This window comes from Glutamicibacter sp., from assembly GCF_035257265.1.
GTDB lineage: Bacteria > Actinomycetota > Actinomycetes > Actinomycetales > Micrococcaceae > Glutamicibacter.
Genome location: NZ_DATEXC010000038.1, coordinates 38,281 through 60,614 on the forward strand (window position 1 = coordinate 38,281; position 22,334 = coordinate 60,614).

At 58.8% G+C, this 22,334-nt stretch carries 20 protein-coding genes; 3 read left to right on the top strand and 17 right to left on the bottom strand.

Annotated features, from left to right (window positions below; genetic code table 11):
• Positions 1-6 precede the first annotated feature (6 nt).
• On the bottom strand, positions 7-1,113 hold the full coding sequence (locus tag VJ369_RS08915; protein ID WP_324091725.1) for a histidinol-phosphate transaminase: 1,107 nt from the start codon (positions 1,111-1,113) through the stop codon (positions 7-9).
• Positions 1,114-1,187: 74 nt separating this feature from the next.
• The gene (locus VJ369_RS08920) at positions 1,188-1,541 is read right to left on the bottom strand and encodes a LysM peptidoglycan-binding domain-containing protein (RefSeq protein ID WP_324091726.1); all 354 of its coding nucleotides are present in this window, start codon (positions 1,539-1,541) and stop codon (positions 1,188-1,190) included.
• A 255-nt stretch (positions 1,542-1,796) separates the two neighbouring features.
• On the opposite strand from VJ369_RS08920, the gene lexA reads away from it, so the two are divergent.
• Positions 1,797-2,513, top strand: a complete 717-nt coding sequence (gene lexA, locus VJ369_RS08925) for a transcriptional repressor LexA (protein ID WP_324091727.1) — start codon at positions 1,797-1,799, stop codon at positions 2,511-2,513.
• Positions 2,514-2,601: 88 nt separating this feature from the next.
• On the opposite strand, the gene VJ369_RS08930 is transcribed toward lexA, so the two are convergent.
• The 4 genes from VJ369_RS08930 to hflX all read right to left on the bottom strand — a co-directional run bounded on the left by VJ369_RS08930 (position 2,602) and on the right by hflX (position 9,144).
• Positions 2,602-3,720: a glycoside hydrolase family 76 protein gene (locus VJ369_RS08930; RefSeq protein WP_324091728.1), complete on the bottom strand. Its 1,119-nt coding sequence runs from the start codon at positions 3,718-3,720 to the stop codon at positions 2,602-2,604.
• Between the two features lie 89 nt (positions 3,721-3,809).
• Entirely contained in the window at positions 3,810-5,516 is a 1,707-nt protein-coding gene (locus tag VJ369_RS08935; protein WP_324091729.1) for an HNH endonuclease signature motif containing protein, read from the bottom strand.
• Positions 5,517-5,582: 66 nt separating this feature from the next.
• Positions 5,583-7,580, bottom strand: coding sequence for an ATP-dependent DNA helicase (locus VJ369_RS08940; RefSeq protein ID WP_324091730.1), 1,998 nt, complete (start codon positions 7,578-7,580; stop codon positions 5,583-5,585).
• The gene (gene hflX, locus VJ369_RS08945) at positions 7,573-9,144 is read right to left on the bottom strand and encodes a GTPase HflX (protein WP_324091731.1); all 1,572 of its coding nucleotides are present in this window, start codon (positions 9,142-9,144) and stop codon (positions 7,573-7,575) included. The genes VJ369_RS08940 and hflX overlap by 8 nt, the downstream gene beginning before the upstream one ends.
• A 410-nt stretch (positions 9,145-9,554) precedes the next feature.
• On the opposite strand from hflX, the gene VJ369_RS08950 reads away from it, so the two are divergent.
• Positions 9,555-10,160: a class I SAM-dependent methyltransferase gene (locus VJ369_RS08950; protein ID WP_324091732.1), complete on the top strand. Its 606-nt coding sequence runs from the start codon at positions 9,555-9,557 to the stop codon at positions 10,158-10,160.
• A gap of 79 nt (positions 10,161-10,239) precedes the next feature.
• On the opposite strand, the gene dapF is transcribed toward VJ369_RS08950, so the two are convergent.
• From dapF to miaB, 3 genes are read right to left on the bottom strand one after another with little or no spacing between them, the layout of a single operon-like run.
• Positions 10,240-11,172 carry a diaminopimelate epimerase gene (gene dapF, locus VJ369_RS08955; protein ID WP_324091733.1) on the bottom strand — a complete coding sequence of 311 codons (933 nt, stop codon included), beginning with the start codon at positions 11,170-11,172 and terminating at the stop codon, positions 10,240-10,242.
• Positions 11,173-11,180: 8 nt separating this feature from the next.
• Entirely contained in the window at positions 11,181-12,101 is a 921-nt protein-coding gene (gene miaA, locus VJ369_RS08960; protein ID WP_324091734.1) for a tRNA (adenosine(37)-N6)-dimethylallyltransferase MiaA, read from the bottom strand.
• Positions 12,102-12,105: 4 nt separating this feature from the next.
• Complete coding sequence (gene miaB, locus VJ369_RS08965) at positions 12,106-13,602, bottom strand: tRNA (N6-isopentenyl adenosine(37)-C2)-methylthiotransferase MiaB (RefSeq protein WP_324091735.1); 1,497 nt, start codon at positions 13,600-13,602, stop codon at positions 12,106-12,108.
• A 373-nt stretch (positions 13,603-13,975) separates the two neighbouring features.
• On the opposite strand from miaB, the gene VJ369_RS08970 reads away from it, so the two are divergent.
• Positions 13,976-14,287: a hypothetical protein gene (locus tag VJ369_RS08970; protein WP_324091736.1), complete on the top strand. Its 312-nt coding sequence runs from the start codon at positions 13,976-13,978 to the stop codon at positions 14,285-14,287.
• Positions 14,288-14,471: 184 nt separating this feature from the next.
• On the opposite strand, the gene VJ369_RS08975 is transcribed toward VJ369_RS08970, so the two are convergent.
• The 8 genes from VJ369_RS08975 to VJ369_RS09010 form a co-directional block, all read right to left on the bottom strand.
• Entirely contained in the window at positions 14,472-15,236 is a 765-nt protein-coding gene (locus tag VJ369_RS08975; RefSeq protein ID WP_324091737.1) for a regulatory protein RecX, read from the bottom strand.
• A 98-nt stretch (positions 15,237-15,334) separates the two neighbouring features.
• Positions 15,335-16,378, bottom strand: coding sequence for a recombinase RecA (gene recA / locus VJ369_RS08980; RefSeq protein WP_096254492.1), 1,044 nt, complete (start codon positions 16,376-16,378; stop codon positions 15,335-15,337).
• Positions 16,379-16,612: 234 nt separating this feature from the next.
• The gene (locus tag VJ369_RS08985; RefSeq protein ID WP_188684817.1) at positions 16,613-16,837 is read right to left on the bottom strand and encodes a DUF3046 domain-containing protein; all 225 of its coding nucleotides are present in this window, start codon (positions 16,835-16,837) and stop codon (positions 16,613-16,615) included.
• A gap of 76 nt (positions 16,838-16,913) precedes the next feature.
• Positions 16,914-17,336, bottom strand: coding sequence for a helix-turn-helix domain-containing protein (locus VJ369_RS08990; RefSeq protein ID WP_324091738.1), 423 nt, complete (start codon positions 17,334-17,336; stop codon positions 16,914-16,916).
• A 197-nt stretch (positions 17,337-17,533) separates the two neighbouring features.
• Entirely contained in the window at positions 17,534-18,016 is a 483-nt protein-coding gene (locus tag VJ369_RS08995) for a CinA family protein (RefSeq protein ID WP_324091739.1), read from the bottom strand.
• A gap of 14 nt (positions 18,017-18,030) precedes the next feature.
• Positions 18,031-18,642, bottom strand: a complete 612-nt coding sequence (gene pgsA, locus VJ369_RS09000; RefSeq protein WP_324091740.1) for a CDP-diacylglycerol--glycerol-3-phosphate 3-phosphatidyltransferase — start codon at positions 18,640-18,642, stop codon at positions 18,031-18,033.
• Positions 18,643-18,645: 3 nt separating this feature from the next.
• Positions 18,646-21,573, bottom strand: a complete 2,928-nt coding sequence (locus tag VJ369_RS09005; protein ID WP_324091741.1) for a DNA translocase FtsK — start codon at positions 21,571-21,573, stop codon at positions 18,646-18,648.
• 257 nt (positions 21,574-21,830) lie between these two features.
• Complete coding sequence (locus VJ369_RS09010) at positions 21,831-22,184, bottom strand: TM2 domain-containing protein (RefSeq protein WP_324091742.1); 354 nt, start codon at positions 22,182-22,184, stop codon at positions 21,831-21,833.
• Positions 22,185-22,334 lie beyond the last annotated feature (150 nt).

Consider the following 22,334-nt stretch of genomic DNA (forward strand, 5'->3'; position numbering starts at 1 on the left):
TAAGTGCTATTTCTGTGCGCCCAGCAACGTGGCTAGGTGCTCTAAGAAGGCGGTGGTTTCGGATTCGGTGCCGGCGGTGACGCGCAGCGTACCCTTGATTCCATTGTCGCGGACGATGATGCCGGCATCCAGCAAACCTTGCCAGATAGTGTGTGGATCTTCCAACCCGCCGAAGAAGACAAAATTCGAATCCGAGACCGAAGGCTTCAAGCCGAGCTCGGTCAACCTCGTGACGATGCGATCGCGCTGGGTTTTGATCTCTTCAACTTGGGCCAGCAACAGGTCGATGTTTTTCAACGCGGCGATGGCAGTCGCTTGGGTCACCGCAGACAGGTGGTAGGGCAAACGGACCAGGCGAATCGCATCGGTTACCTCGGGAGCTGCGGCTAAGTAGCCTACGCGGGCTCCGGCCAATCCGAAGGCTTTAGACATCGTGCGCGAGACGATCAGCCGCTGACGGCCCTCAAGCAGGGTCAGCGCCGATTTGGTGTTTGCCAGCGAGAACTCGGCGTAGGCTTCATCCACCACGACGATCGCGTTGGTTTCACTGGCTGCCGCGTAGACCGCTTCGATCACGTCTAGTCCCAGCGCTGTGCCGGTGGGGTTATTCGGGGAGCACAGGAAGATCACGTTTGGCCGGTGGGTGCGAACCTGTGCGGCGGCGGAATCGGCGCTGAGTGTGAAGTCCTCCGCGCGGGTGCCAGCGATAAATTGAGTATCGGTTCCGCTGGCCAGCAACGGGTACATCGAATATGTGGGGACAAAGCTCAGCAGACTTCGTCCCGGTCCGCCGAAGGCTTGCAGGATTTGCTGGAGAATTTCGTTAGAGCCGTTGGCTGCCCAGATGTTCTCGCGATCTAGGTTGTGGCCCAGATATGCGGCGAGCAGTTCACGCAGTTCGGTAAATTCACGATCTGGGTAGCGGTTGAGGGTAGTGGCCGCCTTGGCGACTTCTTGGGCGATGGCGTCGACTACGCTCGTTGGCAGTGGATGCGTGTTTTCGTTGACGTTCAGCTGAATGGGAACGTCGATTTGTGGCGCACCATATGGGGAAAGCCCGCGGAGGTTCTCACGCAAAGGCAGCTGACTCAGAAGTTCACTACGGTCATTCACGCATTAATTCTAATGGTGAGTTGCTCTGCGTGGTGAATCCACGACAAGAACAGGTAACAATGGTGAGCCAATTCCTAGTTCGCGAGGACCGGAATGTTGATGGTGTCCCCCGCGTAAAGCATGCCGGTATCAATCGCGTTCAGCTCTTCGATGTGGTTCATTGCAGCGTTAACCTCGTAGCCCCGAGCATATTCACTGGCAAGACTCCAGAGTGTGTCGCCTGGAATGACCGTGACTTCTACGGTTTCCAGACCGGCGGGGAGGTCGGTGGATGCGTTGGCGCTGGAGGTGAACATCGTGAAGACGAACGCCGCGGCGATCGTCAACAGGAAGATTGGGATGCCCACGAGGACCGCCCATCCACGACGATTGATGCGGATCTTCAGCGGTGCTTTGTCTTGCTGCGGTACGAGTGCGAGCGTAGCCATGACATTTCTCCTTAACAGTTTTGATGATGCGAACTGAAATTCGAATACGAACTTCGAACACTTGTTCGATACTAGTACATCTTTTCTAACAGACTCCGATCGAACTTGTCCAGACTCTTTCGAACAAATCTTTGAAAGAAGCGAGAAAATCAACTAAGATTTCGAAGTAGAAGATCAGTAAATACATCACAACATTGGGCACCGACAGTTTGAAGGTTAGAACTGAGGACCGAATGCAAGGGAAGGCAAAACTACATGTCAGCATCACAGCGCACTCCCCGGTCAAATGCCCGATCGCTGACCATACGTCAGAAAAAAATCCTCGAAACCATTCAACGCTCGATCGGTCGGAACGGTTACCCTCCGTCGATGCGTGAGATTGGCGACTCTGTAGGCCTGAAGAGCTTGTCCAGCGTGACCCACCAACTCGGGCAGCTGGAAAAACTTGGGTACATCCGCCGAGATCCCCGTCGTCCACGCGCCATGGAAATCCTGCTCCCCTTGCAGCTGGCTGAAGATGGCGAAGCTACTGAGGAAAGCTCCGGCGCACCGGAGCCGGTAGAAGACGCCAAGGTGATCGAGCTAAGCACCTCAGCCGACACCACCATGGTGCCTCTAGTCGGACGGATCGCCGCCGGCGGACCAATCTTGGCCGAACAAACCGTCGAAGATGTGTTCTCGCTACCGCGTCAGTTAGTGGGACACGGCGAACTATTCATGCTCAAGGTCTCGGGTGATTCAATGGTGGACGCCGCAATTTGCGACGGTGACTGGGTGGTTGTGCGTCGCCAACAGACCGCCGAAAACGGCGATATCGTTGCAGCACTGCTCGACGAAGAAGCCACGGTGAAGACTTTCCGGCAGCGCGATGGGCATACCTGGTTGCTTCCACAGAACTCCCGTTACGAGCCGATCCTTGGTGACGCAGCCACCGTCATGGGTCGCGTCGTTTCGGTCATGCGCTCGCTCTAGTCCGAGTACGTTAAAACGTTTTTAAAGTATTCAGCCACCGTCTACGCACCATTTAGCTGTGCGTGGACGGTGGCTTTTCCATGCCTGCCTAGTCGCTCTGTGTACCGGCTTGGCACACGCGCTGAGCCGCCTGCAGGATCGTCCATCGCTGGATCGCCGCGGAGAGCTGAGTTTCAGTCCTGTCGGCAAGATGGGCTGCAGTGAGGCAAATCAGGCGCGCAGCAGTATGCCTGCTCGCTGCGGGAAGCCGTGGGTCAAGCGCGGCCAGGGCAAGATAGCGGCAAAGAATTCCGGTGAACAGATCCCCATCGCCACCGGTGCCCAGACGCAACCCGATGCCATGATCGTCGTTGGACAGATGCACTTTGACCGACTCAATAAGTGATTGTGCCTGAGCTAGGTGTTCGGTGCTTCCGCTGGCCAATAGCGCGCCGAGCACCGTGCCCTGGTTGTAGGTATAGATTGCGTTTTCGAGCTGTGGGCCGCTGGCGGTCAGCCGGATTCCATCAAGATAAAGCCCGGTGCGTTCATCGTGGAGATTGTGGCGCAACCAGGCCAAGAGACGATTGCTAGTCTGAACGTCGTTAATACGTGCAAAGTACAAGGCCGCTGGACCGTTGGAAGGCGTATTTTTAAAGTCTCGTTTACGTGACCAGTAAAGCCCGCCACCAAGTTTGTCGTCCTGGCCGAGTACCAGCTGGCGACCCAATGCCCGCATTGCGAGGGTGGATAACAGGGCAGGGCGCGCCGAAAGTTGCAGACTCAGCTCGTTCAGCCGAGTCGCGGCAAGAAGCAACCAGGCCATATCGTCGTAGAAATAATTGGGGAAACTTGCGAGGTTGCGGATCAGGACGCCCCTCAGCAATCGTTGAGCGCGCTTCCACTCCGCACGTGCCGTGCTGCGCTCCCCCGCTTGCAACGCGCTGAACGCCGCATCGATGATCGCATCCAGATAGTGCGCCTGCCACCAATAATGCCATTCGGACCAGGGACGTGCGCCTGAATTGGGCAGCGGCTGATCAGGCAGTGCGCGTAACGCTCCGATCCAGGTCCCGGGTATCCCCATCAGCCGATGCCCGAAACGTCCATGTACGTCGGTTTCAGCTGACTCGGCCAGTCGGTTCCAGTGTTCGGCATCGCTAATATCGCGCGCAGCTGATGGCGAGTCTGAGCCAGGATCGTGCATTGGATCATGCGCTGTGCTCATGGACCGCTCCCAGCTGTCGAAATTCCGTGACTGGGTACCAGCGTAGTCTGAATTCACCGGTGCTTCGAGCACCGTTTAGATGCAGCCGATCAGGCGGCGAGCACCTCGGCTGCCGAGAACCAGTGGGTGTTACGCCGAGGTTGTTGATCGGGGTCCAAAAATTTGGGCAGGAGCACCGCCGGGGGTTTGCCGTCGGCGACGATCAGGCTAAATAGTCCTGCGTGCCGGGCATGATGGTGCATTGGGCAGAGCAGTGCCCCGCGGTCCACTCGCGTTTCTCCGCCTTGCTCCCACGGATCCACATGATCTGCTTCGCAACGGCCGGCTGGCATATGGCAGCCCGGATAGATGCAACCACGGTCTCGCGCGGCCAGCGCACGTCTCATATGCGGTGGGAAGAGCCGTTTGGATCGACCGATATCCAGCGGTTGACTCTTACCGTTGAGTACCACGGGGTAAATACCGGCATTGCACATGAGGGTGCGGGCCGCGGCAGCGGTGAGCGGCAGACCGTTTTCGGTGGTGGCAAAACTTAGCGCACCGGCAAGCATTTTTTCGTAGTTCAGGTGCACGATGACCTGTGGAGCGACCAATGCAGCGCCCGGATCTTTGCCGCCCACACGGTTGGCGCGCAAGACTGCCAACAATGCGGTCATGTGGCGTAGTGCCGGGGAGAGGTCCTCGAAAGGAGGTAGCGCGGCAGGTTCAATATCAGGATCGGTGTACGGCTGCGGTGTTTCAGGTGCATCTGGTTCCGTAGCCTGGGCTTCGCGAGCCCACTGCGGCATCGTCGATGCGTCGTCCCATTCCTTCGGGATACGCGGTGAGCTAGGTGGCTCGGGCGCAGCGTTGGAAGGTTCATCGGACTCGATGGCCGCCGTTGGCACGGCGGAATCTGTCGGGTCTGCCGGGTCCGTGGGGTCGGCACCCTGCCGGTTTGCGGCCGCGTAATTTGCCTGCGTCAGCTCGTTTAGCAGCACCCGGTTGCCGGCGATGGTGTGGGGGTTATTCGTTTTGGCCCGCAATGATTCGATGATTTCTGCTTCGTGCGGGAAAACCTTGAGCAGGTAAACCATCAGGCCGCGCTGCATGCCACGCGAGAACAGGCCGGCTTCGGCGAAGAGGGCCGCGGCCGGACGCTGAGCTTGAATGTGCTCGGTGATCAGCGCGTTGAGGTGCTTGCCTGCACTGGCGGCGTCTTCCGCCTTGATCAGTTCCAGCGCCTGCGTTTCCAGTTCGCGGCGGACCTGCGGCGTGGCTAGATCTGGGGTGGCTTTACAGATGGCGTGAGCCGCCCTGATCAGCGGACGCGGATCGGTGCTCTGGCCGGCAAATTCGTCGGCCAGTTGGAGGCAATCAGGTTCGGTGCGCTGCCCTGACTCGGTGACCGCGGCGATCAGTGATCCGGCGGCATTCAGCCGGGCAACCGCTGCGCCGTGCGGGATGCCCAGCCAGCCGCTGTGCAGATCGGCCGCGTCCTTATAAGAGGCCCTGCCCAGCGTGCAGTGCCCGTGCAGTGCGATGAGCTGTTCATCGCTGGGATCTGTGCCAGCCTTGGTAAGCGCGTCCAACGATTCGGTGTCCAACTGGTGACTGCCGCTGCGTTGCACTGCGTCGGCGGCCTGAATTTGCAAGCGCGAGAGCGTCTGAGTGGCGCGCTCGGTCAGCCAGGCGAAATAGGCGGCGTGCCCCGGAGCGAGAGCGTCCGACGTGAACTGGGAACCGGCAGCATCCAGCGCGGTGATGGCGTGGGCCATCGCCAACAGGTGCGACTGGGTGCTGGTAAGTTCTTCCATACCCACCATCTTGCGCTGGGGTGCGCTGGGGTGCGCGGATCGGGTGCTGGCTGTGGATAAGGCCGGTTATGCGTCTGGTTTTAGCCGCGAGAGGACTCCGGTGATGACCTTTTTGTCGGTCGTCGGCCACATGGGAGGCAAGGAACTTCTCAGGAAGCTGCCATACCGCGCGGTAGCCATGCGCGAATCGAGCACCGCAACGACGCCTTTATCTTGCACCGAGCGGATCAGCCGGCCTGCGCCCTGGGCGAGGCGGATCGCGGCGTGAGTAGCGGAGACCTGCATGAAGCCGTTGCCACCGTGCTTGGCGACATCCTCGGTACGAGCCTTGGAGATCGGATCGTCCGGGCGCGGGAAAGGAATTTTATCGATGATCACCAGGCGGCAGGAATCTCCGGGCACGTCCACACCCTGCCAGAGCGTCATGGTGCCGAAGAGGCAGGTGTCTCGTTCGGCGGAGAAGTCCGCGACCAAGGATTTCATGCTCGCATCGCCCTGGCAGAGGATTTTAACGTCAAGCTTTTCGCGCAGGATCGCGGCGGCTTCCTCCGCCGAGCGCTTGGAGGTGAACAGGGCCAGCGCCCCGCCACCGGAGGCGCTGATCAAATCCTCGATCTCGTCCAGCGTTTCGGCTGCCAATTGCCGCCCGGGCTTGGGCAGGTGCTTGGCCACATAGAGAATGCCCTGTTTCGGGTAGTCGAACGGGCTTCCTACGTCGATCCCGGTCCAGCTTGGGGCCCCTTGGCCCATTAGTCCCAGCGAGCCTGCCACCGCATCAAATTGTGAGCCGATGGCCAAGGTCGCGCTGGTGAGCACGACGGTGCGCCCATCAAAGAGGCCCTCGCGAAGCTTGCCGGCTACCGATAACGGTGCCACGTTCAGCGTGGCCGGCTGGGAATCGTCGGTCTCCACATAGCCGCGGCCCTCCACAAATTCGCGTGGTCGAGAGGTAAAGAGCACCTCACGGCGTTCCTCGGCTTCGAGCATGCGGATCGCGTCGTCCATAATTGCCTGCATTTGCGAGCGGGCGGTCTGCCGGCCACCGTCGGCTGGGGCATTGGCTTCCGGTTTGGACAGGGCCAAAACCAGCCGGGCCTGTTCGACGATATCGTTGAGCGCGATACCCATATCTTCGCGCAGCCCCTGTTCGAGCAACCCCGTGGGTACGCCGGTCAGCGACTTTTCCAGCCTTGCCGTGGCCTTAGTCAGTTCATCAACGTTGACACCGCAGTGCCGCTTGGCGCCGCCGGCAGCGGTGAGCACGGTACGGGCAGACAACGCCCCGGAGACCGAAGAGGTCACCCGGTCTTGCAGTTCGTGGGCCTCATCGATGATCGCGACTTCAAAGTCCGGCAAGACCGAGAGCCCCTCAAAAGCGGAGACCGCAAGCAGCGCATGGTTGGTGATGACCACGTCCGCCTCGGAGGCGCGGGCACGAGCCATTTCGGAGAAGCACTCGTCGGCCATCGGGCATTTTTGCGAGCCCAAACATTCCATGGCGGACACCGAGACCTGTTTCCAGGCCTTATCGCTGACCCCGGGGATCAGCTCGTCACGGTCACCGGTGTCGGTCTTATCCGCCCAATCGCGCAGTTTGAGTACCTCGGCGGCCAGCGGGGAGAACATCTGTCCAGCCGGAGCCGCCGGGGCATCCATTTCAAACAGGGTGCCCTCATTATCGTCCGGGTAGCCTCCGCCGAGTTTGTACTGGCACAGGTAGTTGGACCGCCCCTTGAGCAGTGCCACATCCATCGGACGCGACAGTTTGCCCTTCAGTGATTCGAGCAGCCGCGGCACGTCACGCCCCACGATTTGCGACTGCAAGGCCAGTGTTGCGGTGGAGACGATCACCGGTTTGGCACTGGTTTGCGCGTGCGCGAGCGCCGGGATCAAGTAGCCCATTGATTTACCGGTGCCGGTGCCGGCTTGGACCAACAGGTGCGTTTCCTCTTCGAGGGCTGCGACGACGTGCTTGACCATTTCCTCCTGGCCGGTACGCATCGAACCTCCCATAGAGGTCACCGCGGTTTCGAGAAGGTCCAAGACCTGCGCTTGCTTATCCATGTAGGTTGAAAGGCTCCAATTGAACTGCCAGAGATTCGCGGACCTTCACGATCATCCGTGTTCCGTGTTCTGTGTGCTCGTTTTCCAGTATTTCCGATTCGCTCTGATGCAGCTTGGCGATCAGATCTCCACGATTGTAGGGCAGCATAATTTCAAGTTGCACCGTCGGGCGTGGGATCGAGGTGCGGACCAATTCCAGCAATTCGGTGATGCCGGCACCGGTGCGTGCCGAGACGACCGCGGTATTTGATTCGCGGTTGCGGATCCGCTCGATGACCATCGGGTCGGCCACATCGGCCTTATTCAGTACGATAATTTCCGGAATGTTCAGCGCGTCGACCTCGCCGAATACTTGGCGTACCGCGTGAATCTGCCCCTCGGGGTCCGGGTGGGAGGCATCGACGATGTGCAGGATCAGGTCCGAATCGGCAATTTCTTCCAGCGTCGAGCGGAAAGCCTCGACCAGTTGGGTAGGCAGGTTGGAGACGAAGCCGACGGTGTCGGCGAGCGTGTAGGTCAGCCCGTCGGAGGTTTGGGACTGCCGCACAGTGGGGTCCAAGGTGGCGAACAATGCGTTCTCCACCAGCACCCCAGCGTTGGTCAGGCGGTTGAGCAGCGAGGACTTTCCGGCGTTGGTGTACCCGGCGATGGCAACCGCGGGGACCTGATTGCGCTTACGGTTTGCGCGCTTGGCCTCACGAGCCGGTTTCATCGCCTTAATTTCGCGGCGTAGCTTGGCCATCCGATCGCGAATGCGTCGGCGGTCCATTTCAATCTTCGTTTCACCCGGGCCACGCGAACCGATACCGCCACCGGCGGCACCTACCCGGCCACCAGCCTGGCGGGACATCGACTCGCCCCAACCACGCAGGCGCGGCAACAGGTACTCAAGCTGTGCCAGCTCGACCTGGGCCTTACCCTCCCGGCTGGCTGCGTGCTGAGCGAAGATATCCAGAATCAGCGCGGTGCGGTCGATAACCTTCACCTTGACTACATCTTCTAAGGCGCGACGCTGCGAGGGCGCAAGTTCCGCGTCAACGACCACGGTGTCCGCGCCGGTGGAGGCGACGATATCGCGCAGCTCGATGGCCTTGCCCGAACCGAGGTAGGTAGAGGAATCTGGTTTACTGCGTCGCTGCACGACGCCGTCGAGCACCTCTGAGCCCGCGGTTTCCGCCAGGGCTGCCAGCTCGCGTAATGAGTTTTCGGCGTCGGTGATGGTGCCGGAGGTCCACACACCAGCGAGCACCACACGCTCCAGACGCAGCTGGCGGTATTCGACCTCGGTGACATCGTCCAGCTCGGTGGACAGCCCGGCCACGCGGCGCAGTGCCCGGCGCTCAGCTAGGTCCTCTTGGTCCCCGTCGAAGGATGAATGCTCGGCTGAAAAACGGTTCAACGCGGTAGCCTGCCCAGAGAAGATACTGTCATCTGCGGGTTGCTCGGCGTGGAATACCGCCGGCGCTTGTGCGTCGTCGGCCGCAATGATGCGATCGATTGCGGCTTGAATCTGGGCATCGTCCATGGATGCTGGCTGTTGCTGCGGTGACTCGGAGTTAGTCATGGTCTCCTTAGAAGAACTTCTTAATACAGAATAGTGCGGTGTACCCCCACTTTGCGAGGTGGCGGGGTTGGGTGTCGCTGGGTGTTCGCTCATACCGGTCCTAAGATTGAGGGCAAAAAGCCGTCGATATTCAGATGAAGTGCTGGTTACCGGGAGATGGCGTGGATGCACCGTGGGGTGCACTGAGCCTAGAAATAACAATAGACTTTGCCGTCTGCGGGCTTAAAGTTCCCCGGCGGCGCATAGAAATAGCGTCGGATGTCGGGGTAAGCCTAGGTAACCGATGGAGGTTACGTCTTAGACGAAGATCAAAGTCATAGGTAAAACTCTATCAGTGAACGGACCCGCCCGTATATCGGCTAGCTCACGTTGTTTGCCCGGCCTCGCGCGCAGGCGATAATCTTTTGCTTATGAGCTCCGATCATTACTTCAGCGCCAGCCCCGCCTCGGCCGACGAACGCCGCAACGTGACCGTCGAATTAAACGGCGCGCGCCATCAGGTGCAGACCGCGCCGGGAATCTTCTCCCCCGCTGGGTTGGACAAAGGCACCGCAATTTTGCTGGAGTACGTTCCCACCCCGCGTGGCCGAATCTTAGACATCGGCTGCGGTTGGGGTCCGATCATGCTCAGCGCCGCATTGCAGAGCCCGGAGTCGGAAGTTTTTGGTGTTGACGTCAACGAGCGTTCCATTGAACTTGCCAAGTTGAATGCGCAAAGCCTGGGGTTGAAGAACGTTTCGGTGGGCACCCCCGACTCGATTGATCCTCAGCTGCAGTTCGACACGATCTGGTCCAACCCGCCGATTCGCGTCGGTAAAGAAGCGCTGCATGAACTGCTGCTGCTGTGGCTGCCGCGGCTCGCACCCGGTGGCGAGGCGTGGATGGTCGTACAGAAGAACCTTGGCAGCGACTCGTTGCAGAAGTGGATGGGCACCGTGCTGCCCAAGGATTGGAAGATCACCCGCGAGGCGACCTCCAATGCCTTCCGCGTGCTGAAAATCGCTCGGCCCGACTAACTGCTGACTTTAGCTCTATACCTCAACGGCCTGCCGGTGAATCAGTGATTCACCGGCAGGCCATTTTTGAGCTGCAGGCCTAGCTTGCGCCGATGACTCCGCGGGCTACCAAGGCCGCAGGGCCGGAGAGGATCGTGTCCTCGTTACCGTCCTCGGTGGCGGCAAATTCGACACCAACCAGTCCGCCGGGAACTTCCACCGCCCACTGATTGATCAGTGCGGTGCCGCGGGCCCAGTAACGCATGGCGGCCGCCGCCGCACAGGCACCAGTGCCACAGGATAGGGTTTCCCCCGCCCCGCGCTCGTATACCCGCATCTTGATATGAGCCACGCCATCGTTGATCAAGGGTTCGGCGGGAACCACAAATTCGACATTGGTTCCATGCGGGGGTGTCGGTGAGACTTCCGGGAGGGCGGTGAGATCCAGATTTTCAAGTAACTGTGCCTCAGGTAGCGCTACCACGGTGTGCGGGTTACCCATGGTGATGCTCAGCGCCGGATGCGGCTGGTCCCAGCCCCGGGCAAGCACCAGCGAGTCTACGGAGTCCGCACCGGCTTTGGCCTCGTGAATTAGTCCCCACGGGCCAAGGTTCGCCGCATAGCCATCGGCCAACCGGGTAACGGTTTTGACCCCGGCACGACTGCCAATCTGCAAACTGGAACCGATCGGAAGATTGACCAGCCCTTCAGCGAGCAGGTAGTGCACAAATGCCCGCACCCCGTTGCCGCACATTTCGGCAATGGACCCGTCGCCGTTGCGGTAGTCCATGAACCAGTAGGCCTTCGGGTGATCGAGCATCTGCGTTTCAAAGCCGGGCATCTTGGAGGTGGGAACGGCGCGAATTAGTCCATCTCCGCCAATACCAAAACGACGGTGGCAGAGCGCGGTAACCTGCTCGGCGGTGATGTTCCGGGTGCCTTGGGGATCTGCGAGCAGCACGAAGTCGTTGCCGGTGGCATGGCCCTTTGCAAAGGGCAGCCCTGCAAGCTGGTCTAGTTCGGTGCGGTACATCTGGCTCCTTAGCGGGTGGGGCGTGCCGGGTTCAGTAGTGCTAAGGCCTTATCCAACAGGCCAGGTTCTTTAGGGTTAAGCCACGTCACTCGTGGGTCAGCGTTAAACCAGGTCAGCTGCCGGCGGGCAAACTTCCTGGTGGCGATGATCGTTGCCTCGATGGCTTCTGCGCGACTTATTTTACCGTCCAAATAGTCGATATACTGCTGGTAGCCGATCGCCCTTGAAGCTGTTTTTCCTTCACGCAGACCCTCGCCCAGCAGCTGGGCAACTTCCTCGGCAAAACCCATCCGGTCCATTTTGCATACACGTTCTGCTAACGTCTCGTGTAACGCGGCCCGCTCGTAATTCAGTCCAATCTGCAAACCTGGCTGGAAGTACTCACGGTTTGGCATAAATGAGCTAAACGCACGACCTGAAATTTCGAACACTTCCAGCGCCCGGATCGCCCGGCGTGTGTCCAGATTACGTGCTGCCGAGATCGGATCAACCTCAGCCAATCGACGGCGTACATCCCCATCACCGTGATCCTGCACTTCGGCTTCCAGCCGATCACGCACGACGCGGTCGGTAGGCGGGAAGTCGATGACATCCAATGCGGCACGGACATATAAGCCGGAACCGCCGACCATCACCGGCACCTTGCCGTGCGCACGAATCTGCTCAAAATGTTCGCGAGCTTGCGCCTGGAATTGAGCCACCGATGCTTCGTCGCGCACGTTCATGATGTCCAGCAGGTGGTGCTCAATGCCACCACGCTCGCCCGGCGCTAATTTGGCCGTGCCGATGTTCATTCCGCGGTAAAACTGCAGCGCATCAGAGTTGACGATTTCGCCGCCCAATTTTTGCGCCAGTGCGATCGCCAAATCCGACTTGCCGGTACCAGTCGGGCCAACGATAGTCATCACCGGCAATTGCGAAGAGGTCATCGCCTTAGCCGCGTACCTTCAACGTTGGCATGCCGAGATTTGTTTTACCGACGGTGCTCCCGCCAGTCGCTGGTACCCCGCAGCTATCAGCTTGCGACCGATCCCAGGCGTCCCCGGCTCGTGATCGGCGTAGCGAGTACTCTTCCAAAGTTGGGTCAGAAACCAGGTGGAACGCCGCTGCCTCGGTGATTGGCACCGTCACCAAATCTCCCGGGCGTGGAGTGTCACCGCCTTCAGGCACTGAAAAATGCACCAGACGCTGATCGCGGGAACGGCCAGAGAGCCGGTGGGTTTCCTCGGCTTTGCGCCCGGATTGCTCGGTCACCAAAACCTCCACGGTGCGCCCGAGCTGCTTGGCTTTTTCTTCCTTGGCAATGCGATCCTGCAATGCGGTCAGGCGTTCGAAGCGTTCCTGAACGACTGCTTTGGGCAGCTGATCGGGCAAATCGGCGGCCGGGGTACCCGGGCGTTTGGAATATTGGAAGGTGAATGCAGTAGCAAAGCGGGAGGCCGCAACCACGTCGAGCGTGGCTTGGAAGTCTTCCTCAGTTTCGCCGGGGAAGCCAACAATAATGTCGGTACTGATCGCTGCCTGCGGCATCCGTTCGCGAACCTTGTCCAAGATGCCTAGGAACTTTTTTGAACGGTAGGAACGGCGCATATCTTTGAGCACCTTATCCGATCCTGATTGCAGCGGCATGTGCAGCTGCGGCATAACGTTCGGAGTTTCGGCCATCGCGTCGATGACATCGTCGGTGAATGCAGCCGGGTGCGGACTGGTAAATCGCACACGTTCCAACCCTTCGATTTCACCACAGGCACGCAGGAGCTTACCGAAGGCCAGACGGTCACCAAATTCAATGCCGTAGGAATTGACGTTTTGTCCCAGCAGAGTAACTTCAACAGCGCCGTCGGCAACTAATGCTTCGATTTCAGCGAGGATTTCACCTGGTCGGCGATCACGTTCTTTACCGCGCAGGGCGGGAACGATGCAGAAGGTGCAGGTGTTGTTGCAGCCCACGGAGATTGAAACCCAACCTGCATATACCGATTCACGTCGGGTAGGCAAAGTCGAGGGAAAAACATCCAAAGATTCAAGGATCTCTAGCTCTGCGCGCTGGTTGTGTTCGGCGCGGCTAAGCAGCGCCGGTAGCGAGCCGATATTGTGCGTGCCAAAGACAACATCCACCCACGGAGCTTTTTGCAGAATGGTTTCGCGGTCTTTTTGCGCCAGGCATCCGCCCACTGCAATCTGCATACTAGGATTTACGTCCTTGACGCTTTTGAGCATGCCAAGGTTTCCATAGAGCTTATTGTCGGCATTTTCACGCACCGCGCAAGTATTGAACACGACGACGTCTGCGACAGCATCCGGGTCAGTTTCGTCAATGCGGGCCAGACCCGCGTCTTCCAAAAGGCCTGACAGGCGTTCGGAATCATGCACATTCATTTGGCAACCGTAGGTGCGAACCTCATAGGTGCGCGCAGAATTCTCGGTCATTACTGGGGTCATCTCGTCCAACTCACTCACTCTTCAAGGTTACCCAATTCAGTGACCCGCGACATCTTAGCCATGGCTTAACCAATGGCTTCTCCCAAAATCTCCGCTCAACAGTAATCTCATCAATCCGGAAACGAATCTACGCACAGCGTAGCCTTCGTCTCGTGTGGAGCGCAGTACGTACTCGCCATCTATCACAGGGCGGTCATAGTCGTCTAAACCTCGTGTTGAATTTCTACGGCAACACTCTGCCACATTGAATTTGACGAGAACTAGATGACACGTCCGTAGCCGATCTGGGCAGATGTCATACTGCCTTGCAGTTTCGCCGACAAATAGTGCGCCTACGTTGCAGGATCAACAGGAGGTATCCATGAACATTGACGAGAATTCTTCCTACCGAAACCATACGGCGATGCACTCCGGTGCAGCATCGCCACTTCTAGAAGAGCAAGCAGTTGAAAAACCAGTTTCCAGTTTGAGCAAGTCTCAGAAATTCCATCTGATCATGTTGTTGTTGACGCTCGGGCTACTGATCATTCTTCCGTTGTGCCTCGCCGGATTTGCGGTCACTCTTCCGCATGTAGGTTCGGTTTTGTTCTTCTTATTTGGAGCCTCTTCTATTGCAGGCATCCTGACTCTAAAACTCTGGATTGCGTATTTGCGCAAACGTTTCCTGCTCTGAGAACCGACGCAGCTCTAAGCACTCCCCAAACAAGATCCAAAGAAGCTCACTTCGGTGAAGCTCACTTCGGTAAGGGCAAGTTCGCAGCGTGAAGATCTTCAATAGCTTCGAGGCCTTGGCGACTGCAACGTTATTCGCTACGCTCGTTGCAGCTAGTCAGAGAATTCAGACCCGCAGTAGCCATTCACTTCTCGCCGTAGCGCTCTTCCCATTCTTCGCGGGCGACCTTGAAGGCCATCGAACCGTGGTAACCCTTGCGTCCGAGCATGCCAACGAGCCGGCGCAGCGCCTTGTCCCGATCCAAGCCCATGGAGGCCGGGCGGAGTTTGGTGCGCGCCAGTTCTCGGGCTCGCTGTTCTTCTGCATCATCGTCGATTTGTTCCAGCGCCTCGGAGGCCACCTCATCGTCGATTCCTTTGGTGCGCAGTTCACGGCGAATAGCGCCACGAGCAAGCCCGCGGGAACGGGCGCGTGCCACAACCCAGGATTTTGCGAACCGTTCGTCATCGACCAGGTTCAACTCGGCGTAACGCTCCAGCACCTCGTCGGCGATGTCTTCGGGGCATTCCTTTTCCAGCAATTTATCTTTGAGTTGCTTGCTGGTTTTATCGCTTGCGGTGAGCTGGCGTAGGACGATGCCACGGGCTTTTTCACGCCACTGGTCGTCGCTAAAGACTTCGGGCTCATCTGATTCTTGCGCCGCGCGTCGTTCCGCACGCGCCTGACGGCGTTCCTTTTTAGTGGGGCTTCCGGCCGATGGCTCTGTGCTGGCCACGATGTTATCCATCGCAGCTTGCAGCTCAGCGACGGTTTGCGGTCTGGCTGATTCAACCGTGGCTGAAACTATCTGCGTTACTTCGTTACGCTTAGCGGTCCGTGGTTCACGGATCGACTGAGGTTTTTTCAGCTCTTCCAGTTCCTGCTCACTGGGTTTGGCCCAGTCAGGCATGTCATCTAGGTCGCCTTGAAACTCTTTGGAAACGGACGTAGCGTCCGACCCGGATCGAGATCCGGGTCGGACGCTACGTTTATTGAAGCCTGAGGCCACTACTTATCGCCCTCGACGATTCGCAGGTCGGCCTCTCCTTCTTCGCCGTCTTCGAGAATGCCAAGCTTAGTCAGAATCTGGCGTTCGAGCTCATTGGCCAGATCAGGGTTGTCGCGCAGGAAGCGGCGCGCGTTTTCTTTACCCTGGCCCAGCTGATCTCCATCGTAGGTGAACCATGCGCCGGACTTTTTGACCATGCCGTGCTCAACACCCATATCGATCAGGCTACCCTCGCGGGAAATACCGTGGCCGTAAAGGATGTCGAATTCGGCCTGCTTGAAAGGAGGCGCCATCTTGTTCTTGACGATCTTGCAACGGGTGCGGTTACCGACTGCGTTGGTTCCCTCTTTGAGAGTCTCAATGCGGCGGATGTCGATACGTACCGAAGCGTAGAACTTCAGCGCCTTGCCACCGGTGGTGGTTTCTGGGCTGCCGAAGAAGACACCAATTTTTTCACGTAGCTGGTTAATGAAGATCGCGGTGGTCTTGGAGTTCGACAGACGACCGGTGATCTTACGCAGTGCCTGAGACATCAAACGTGCCTGCAGACCCACGTGGCTGTCGCCCATTTCGCCTTCAATTTCGGCACGTGGCACGAGGGCTGCCACGGAGTCGATCACGATGATGTCCAGTGCGCCGGAGCCCACCAGCATGTCCATGATTTCCAGAGCTTGTTCACCGGTGTCTGGCTGGGAGACCAGCAGTGCGTCGGTGTCGACACCAAGCTTCTTTGCGTATTCAGGGTCAAGTGCGTGCTCGGCGTCGATGAAGGCCGCAACGCCGCCAGCTTTCTGGGCACTGGCAACTGCGTGCAACGCCAGTGTGGTCTTACCCGAGGATTCTGGGCCGTAGATTTCTACGACTCGACCACGGGGAAGTCCGCCTATGCCCAGCGCAACGTCCAATGCTACCGAGCCGGTGGGGATGACCTCAACGGCTGCGCGGGTGGTGTCACCCAAACGCATGAGTGAGCCCTTGCCGAAAGCCTTGTCGATTTGGCCCAGAACGGACTCTAGAGCCTTTTCCCGATCATTACTTGCCATGGTTCACCTTTGGTCATGCAGGCCGTTGCGCGACCTGCCAATCAATCTTTGTACTGTATCTAGACAGTATGAGCGCCAACCGACACTTTAGACCGCTTGGGCCCGAGGTGTGGACAAACTCTGTGTGCTGTTGTTAATAGAATAACCTAATCCGAACAGATGTTCGAAATCAAGTAAGCGTGTTTCGAATATTTTTCAGTTCTTCGAAGACCAGGCCGCGCGGCAGTCGCGAGTTTAGGGCTCTTTGATTTCCAGATCCATGCCCAGCCAGCGTTCGGGTGGCAGATCCTGCGCGCGGCAGATCGCTTCCCAAACCTCTCTGGGCTTGATTCCTTTTCCTAGTGCTTCGGTGGCATTCATGCTCTGCAGCTCAGTGAGCGCGAGCGAATCGGCCAGAGTGCGCGAATAGATCGAACCAAATTCATGATCCATATTTCGCCAGAATTCACTATTTTTCACGACTCATATTCTTCCATGCAAAGCTCGAGGGCCCTCGCATTTGCGAAGGCCCTCGAGTCGAAAATTTAGGTCGAGACTAGACCGATGCCAGTGGCTTGCCGTTGCGGCTTTCGACGTCCGCAGCGAATTCATTGGTCAGATCCAATGGAACGGTATCTGGAATGGATACGCCCTCGGCCAATGCGATGCGGTCGGAAACTTCACGAAGCATCAGTGAGAGCGGCACCTCCAAGGCGGTGCAGATGGAGGAAAGCAACTCAGAGGATGCTTCCTTCTGGCCACGCTCAACCTCGGATAGGTATCCAAGGGAAACGCGGGCGCTATGGGAAACCTCGCGTAGGGTCCTGCCCTGACGTTGACGAACATCGCGCAGGACGTCACCGATTTCATGCCGGAGTACTACCATTTTGCGTTCCTCCTTCTGGGGCTGGACCGAATGGGCTTCTCCCATATCGCGCCAACGGACGACACCATTGACAGTTACGGGTTGCTTCACCATGTGTATAGCCTCTACTCCTAGGTCCTTCTCAAAAGATACATCTTACCGAAGAGCCAGAACTTTCGACCCTTTAATCCGTACAACCACACGTTATACGGATTTGTTCCCGACACCTCACCCTAATCATAAATATGCGGCGTACGCCACACCTAAGCGAAATATTGTGAAGTTTCTGGGTATTTCCAGTATCGCGGTTCTTACTGTGAAGAAGCTTTACCCACAATGGCAGCTAGCTGATTGATTGCCGCGATGGTGCTTCGTTCACGGATTTTGGCGCGATCGCCCACAAAGTGGTGAGCGACAAACCCAGATTCATCGTTGTATGCCCAGCCGATGAATACGGTGCCCACGGCTTTGCCATCATGGGGTTGCGGGCCGGCGGCCCCCGTGGCGGAGACCGTTAGCTGCGCACCACAGGCACGTTGCGCGCCCACGGCCATCTGTCGGGCGACTTCTCCGTCTACCGAGCCAACCTTGGCCAGCAAGGCTTGGTCAACCCCAAGCAGCGAAGCTTTAACCTCGGAGGAATAGCTGATTACACCCCCGCGTAAAACTGCTGACGCACCGGATACCTCGGCCAGCGTGGCCGCGATCAAACCGGCAGTTAAGGATTCGGCGGTAGCGATCTGAACGTTTGCGGCGATCGCCTGCGCAATCACCGGCACGGCCTGATGTTCCATGCGCTGCACCTGAACTACCTGGCCTTGGCCGCGGAGCGCAGCTTGGCGGCCTTGTAGATGTATTCCAAACCGGTCAGCACGGTGACCGCCATGGTCAGCAGCATCAAGATGAACGCGATCATGTTCAGCCAGCCGATCGTCTGGGTAAATGGCAGCAGGTACAGGCCGATAACCACCGCCTGCATGACGGTTTTCACCTTGCCACCCATATTCGCGGCGATGACCCCATAGCGGATCACTGCCAGACGCAGCAGCGTGATGCCCCACTCGCGGACCAGGATCACGATGGTGATCCACCAGGCCAGCTCACCGAGCATGGACAGTACTACCAGTGCGGAACCGGTGAGCAGCTTGTCTGCAATCGGATCGGCAATTTTGCCGAAGTTAGTGATCAGTCCGCGGCTGCGGGCTAGGTCCCCGTCGAGTTTGTCGGTGTACATGGCCACCACGAACAAGGCCAGAGCCACCCAGCGCCACAGGCCTTGTTCGCTGTTATCGGCCAGCAGGGCCCAGACGAAGAACGGCACCATGATGATGCGGATGGTGGTCAGGACGTTGGCGATATTCAGGTTCGGGACCGGGGCGTGCGCCGGGGAGTCCTCGGGCTGCGGGGCGTGCGCGCTCATGGGTTAGTTTCTTCCTGTCAGGTCCCAGGCGTCCTCGCCCGGTTCGTCGGCTTCATCATAGTATTCGGTAGCGGCCTCGCGCTTAGCCAAGTCCTCGGCAACCAGATCCACCGGTTCAGCATGGTTCACGTTGGCCTCGGTCACTAGTGCGGCTTCCGCGGCGGTGGCCTGGTGGTTGGTGGCGTCGTCGTCCCCGCGCATGGCGGCGAGCACCATCGGTAGGTCATCGGGCAAGATGAGCACATCGCGGGCCTTGGAACCCTCCGAAGGGCCCACCACGCCGCGCGATTCCATCAGGTCCATCAGGCGCCCGGCCTTGGCGAAGCCAACACGCAGCTTACGCTGCAGCATCGAGGTAGAACCGAACTGGCTGGTGACCACAAGCTCGGTGGCCTGCAGCAGCAAGTCCAAATCGTCGCCGATGTCCTCATCGATGGTTTTCTTTTTCTCAGCCACCGGGGTGACATCGTCACGGTATTCGGGCTTGAGCTGACCACGAACGTGGTTGACCACGCGCTGGATTTCCGACTCGGTGACCCAAGCACCCTGAACACGCATCGGTTTGGAGGTGCCCATCGGCAAGAAGAGCGCGTCACCCTGGCCGAGCAGCTTCTCGGCGCCGGGCTGGTCGAGCACCACGCGGGAGTCGGTGACCGATGAGGTTGCGAAGGCCATGCGCGAAGGCACGTTGGCCTTGATCAGACCCGTCACCACGTCCACCGAAGGGCGCTGGGTCGCCAGCACCAGGTGGATGCCGGCGGCACGCGCCAGCTGGGTGATGCGCACGATGGAATCTTCCACATCACGTGGGGCGACCATCATCAGGTCGGCGAGCTCATCGACGATGACCAGCAGATAAGGGTAGGGCTTCATCACACGCTTGGACCCCTCGGGCGGAATCACCTTGCCGGCGCGCACACCCTTATTGAAGTCGTCGATGTGCTTGTAACCGAAGTTCGCCAGGTCATCGTAGCGGGTGTCCATTTCACGGACTACCCACTGCAGTGCCTCAGCGGCCTTCTTCGGATTGGTGATGATCGGGGTGATCAGGTGCGGCACGCCCTCATAGGCGGTGAGCTCCACGCGTTTAGGGTCAACCATCACCATGCGTACCTCGTCCGGGGTGGAACGCATCAGGATCGAGGTGATCATGGAGTTCACGAACGAAGATTTACCGGCGCCGGTAGCGCCGGCCACCAACAGGTGCGGCATCTTGGCCAGGTTCGCCACGACGAAGCCGCCCTCGACGTCCTTGCCCACGCCCATCACCATTGGGTGTTCGGTCTTGCGTGCGTTGTTGGAACGCAGCACATCGCCGAGCGCAACAATTTCCTTGTCGGTATTGGGGATCTCGATGCCGATGGCGGATTTGCCGGGGATCGGCGAGAGGATACGCACATCCGAGGAGGCGACCGCATAGGAGATGTTCTTGGACAGCGCGGTGACCTTTTCCACCTTGGTGCCCGGAGAGAGCTCAATTTCGTAGCGGGTCACCGTTGGGCCACGTGAGAATCCGGTGACGTGCGCGTCGACCTTAAACTGCTGCAGGGTGTTGGTCAGCGCGGCCACGATGGCCTCATTGGCCTCGGATGCTTCCTTAGCCGGCGGGCCGGCAGGCAGGAAGTCATCCTGCGGCAGTGTGTAGGTGACATCGCCGGAAAGCTGAAGCTGTTCGGTGCGCTGCGGGATTGGTTCCAGGGCGGGAGCCGGACGGGTGTGGTTCACCGCGACGGTCGGCATCGCGTCGGTGTCTGGCTCTGGTTCGCTGGCACTGTTCAGGCCAACTTGTTCCATGATCGCAGCCATCTCGGCCTCGGCCTTGGTGGGGCGTTTGACGCCCGGCGGCGGACCGGCAGGGGCGGCGGCAGCCGCGGACTTGGCCGATAGGTCTGGACGGGCGATTGCCTCGGTGGCGGTGGAATCCGCGTCGTAGACCTGGGAAATGGGCAGTGCGTTGGTTGCGGGCTCCGCGGGATCGATAACGGCTTTATCGTAGGCGACATCGCCGGGGCGCTCGTCGGGTCCGTCGCCATCAACGTTATATACCTCGGAGACGCGTTTAGCTTCGGCACGGCGTTCGAAGAAGTTCTTCTTCTTCGGCTTCGGAGCGTGCTCATGCTCAGCATCCGGGTACAGATAGGTCTGGTCGTGAGTTTCGGCGTGCGGGTCCAGTACCGCAGACTGCGCCACCGTGGGCGCGGTACGCTCGCGGTGCGGGTCCTGGCCGAGCAACCGGTTGTAACCAATGCGGACGCGCGAGGCGATCTGCAATGGCGGGGTCGCGGTCATCACGAGCACCGAAAGAATTAGGAAGAAGATGTGTACTGCCATCGCACCGGGTACCGAGATCATCAATCCCAAGGGGGTGCTCAGGATCGACCCGACCATGCCGCCGGCAGCCCAAAGGGCCGTGAAGTCGTCACTGACCGATGGGGATCCGTTAGCCAAGGCCGCCACAGAGGCCCCTGCCAAGGTCATCATGAACAGGCCAATACCGATGCGGTTATTTGAAGCGTCCGCTTCCGGGTAGCGGAAGAGCCGGAACGCACCGATGAACAGAATCACCGGCAGCAGTACCGCCATGAAGCCCACTGAGCCTCCGGCCACCGCGTGCACGCCGCGCCCGAACCAGCCGACATCACGCAGACCCCACCACTCGACGATGGCAATGGTGATCGCGATCAGCGTGAGAAAGAGTCCAGTGCCGTCACGGCGTAACTCAAAGTCGGGTTTGACCGTGGCACCGATCCGGCGGAAGGCGCCACCAAAAATCCGGGCGACGCCCATCCACATGCTGCGAATTGCGCGCAGTGGAAGAGCGAGATCCTGTTCCGGGTTCTCGGGCGTTTTTTTGGCAGGCGAAGAGCTCGACGTTCGCGGTTTGCGCGTCGTCGGCTTCTTCTCCCCCTGCGACTGGGTGCGTGAGGCCATAGTTCTAGGGTATCGCCACCTGCTGGATACCAGCCGAATTTACACGTCTGCCCGGGGATTGGTACTACCTGCTATTGGTCACAGTGCCGGATTCTCTGCTTAGTTCCGACGGCCCTATAGCGTGACCGGCGGTCAGGCCCGGTGGTAAACACCGAACCAGCGGACGGCTAAGCACGCGGTAGATAGACTGCCTGCGCAAAAACTCCCAAGAAAGAATCCTTCGACGTACTTGGTCTCGTCACTCAGCACGGTTCGGGTTAGAAACTGAAGGTTTCCCAGCTAGCGCCGATACCGAAAACCAGCAAGATGACCGTGACTATCAGCGCCATCTTCTTGTGTTCCTCATATCCGGCTAGGAAATAGCCTGACTTGTCGCGCATGGTGCCACAAAGGATGAGGATGATATCTATCAAGGCCCAAATTCCGAAGCCTCCCAAGGTGACAAGCTTAAGGACACCTGTGCCAATTTTCCCTAGGTAGAACCGGTCGATTCCCAGAACGCCAAGAAACCAGGACAGCAGCCAGGTCACGATGAAGCTCTTCTTTCCTTCGCCGTTATACGCCCCATTTTCAGATGCGGTGTATTGATGGTTGTTCGAGGATACCGACATTTTTCTCCAGCTGTTGTTCGGTGAGAACCCTAATCGGAACATACTACTGGGCAAACCAACAAACTATTTAGTGAAACACTCAGGGCCATGGTTGCAACTAGCCCACACACGAATCTGCTCGTGCCGATTTCTTGGCACGAGCAGATTCAT

Excerpts from the sequence above, each read along its gene's own strand:
- VJ369_RS08975 (WP_324091737.1), bottom strand. The coding sequence starts at position 15,236 with ATGCCTGACTGGGCCAAACCCAGTGAGCAGGAACTGGAAGAGCTGAAA.
- VJ369_RS09005 (WP_324091741.1), bottom strand. The coding sequence starts at position 21,573 with ATGGCCTCACGCACCCAGTCGCAGGGGGAGAAGAAGCCGACGACGCGC.
- VJ369_RS08970 (WP_324091736.1), top strand. The coding sequence starts at position 13,976 with ATGAACATTGACGAGAATTCTTCCTACCGAAACCATACGGCGATGCAC.
- VJ369_RS08990 (WP_324091738.1), bottom strand. The coding sequence starts at position 17,336 with ATGGTGAAGCAACCCGTAACTGTCAATGGTGTCGTCCGTTGGCGCGAT.
- VJ369_RS08950 (WP_324091732.1), top strand. The coding sequence starts at position 9,555 with ATGAGCTCCGATCATTACTTCAGCGCCAGCCCCGCCTCGGCCGACGAA.
- miaB (WP_324091735.1), bottom strand. The coding sequence starts at position 13,602 with ATGACCGAGAATTCTGCGCGCACCTATGAGGTTCGCACCTACGGTTGC.
- VJ369_RS08920 (WP_324091726.1), bottom strand. The coding sequence starts at position 1,541 with ATGGCTACGCTCGCACTCGTACCGCAGCAAGACAAAGCACCGCTGAAG.
- VJ369_RS08940 (WP_324091730.1), bottom strand. The coding sequence starts at position 7,580 with ATGGATAAGCAAGCGCAGGTCTTGGACCTTCTCGAAACCGCGGTGACC.
- lexA (WP_324091727.1), top strand. The coding sequence starts at position 1,797 with ATGTCAGCATCACAGCGCACTCCCCGGTCAAATGCCCGATCGCTGACC.
- VJ369_RS09010 (WP_324091742.1), bottom strand. The coding sequence starts at position 22,184 with ATGTCGGTATCCTCGAACAACCATCAATACACCGCATCTGAAAATGGG.
- VJ369_RS08935 (WP_324091729.1), bottom strand. The coding sequence starts at position 5,516 with ATGGAAGAACTTACCAGCACCCAGTCGCACCTGTTGGCGATGGCCCAC.
- pgsA (WP_324091740.1), bottom strand. The coding sequence starts at position 18,642 with ATGAGCGCGCACGCCCCGCAGCCCGAGGACTCCCCGGCGCACGCCCCG.
- VJ369_RS08930 (WP_324091728.1), bottom strand. The coding sequence starts at position 3,720 with ATGAGCACAGCGCATGATCCAATGCACGATCCTGGCTCAGACTCGCCA.
- dapF (WP_324091733.1), bottom strand. The coding sequence starts at position 11,172 with ATGTACCGCACCGAACTAGACCAGCTTGCAGGGCTGCCCTTTGCAAAG.
- VJ369_RS08995 (WP_324091739.1), bottom strand. The coding sequence starts at position 18,016 with ATGGAACATCAGGCCGTGCCGGTGATTGCGCAGGCGATCGCCGCAAAC.
- recA (WP_096254492.1), bottom strand. The coding sequence starts at position 16,378 with ATGGCAAGTAATGATCGGGAAAAGGCTCTAGAGTCCGTTCTGGGCCAA.
- hflX (WP_324091731.1), bottom strand. The coding sequence starts at position 9,144 with ATGACTAACTCCGAGTCACCGCAGCAACAGCCAGCATCCATGGACGAT.
- miaA (WP_324091734.1), bottom strand. The coding sequence starts at position 12,101 with ATGACCTCTTCGCAATTGCCGGTGATGACTATCGTTGGCCCGACTGGT.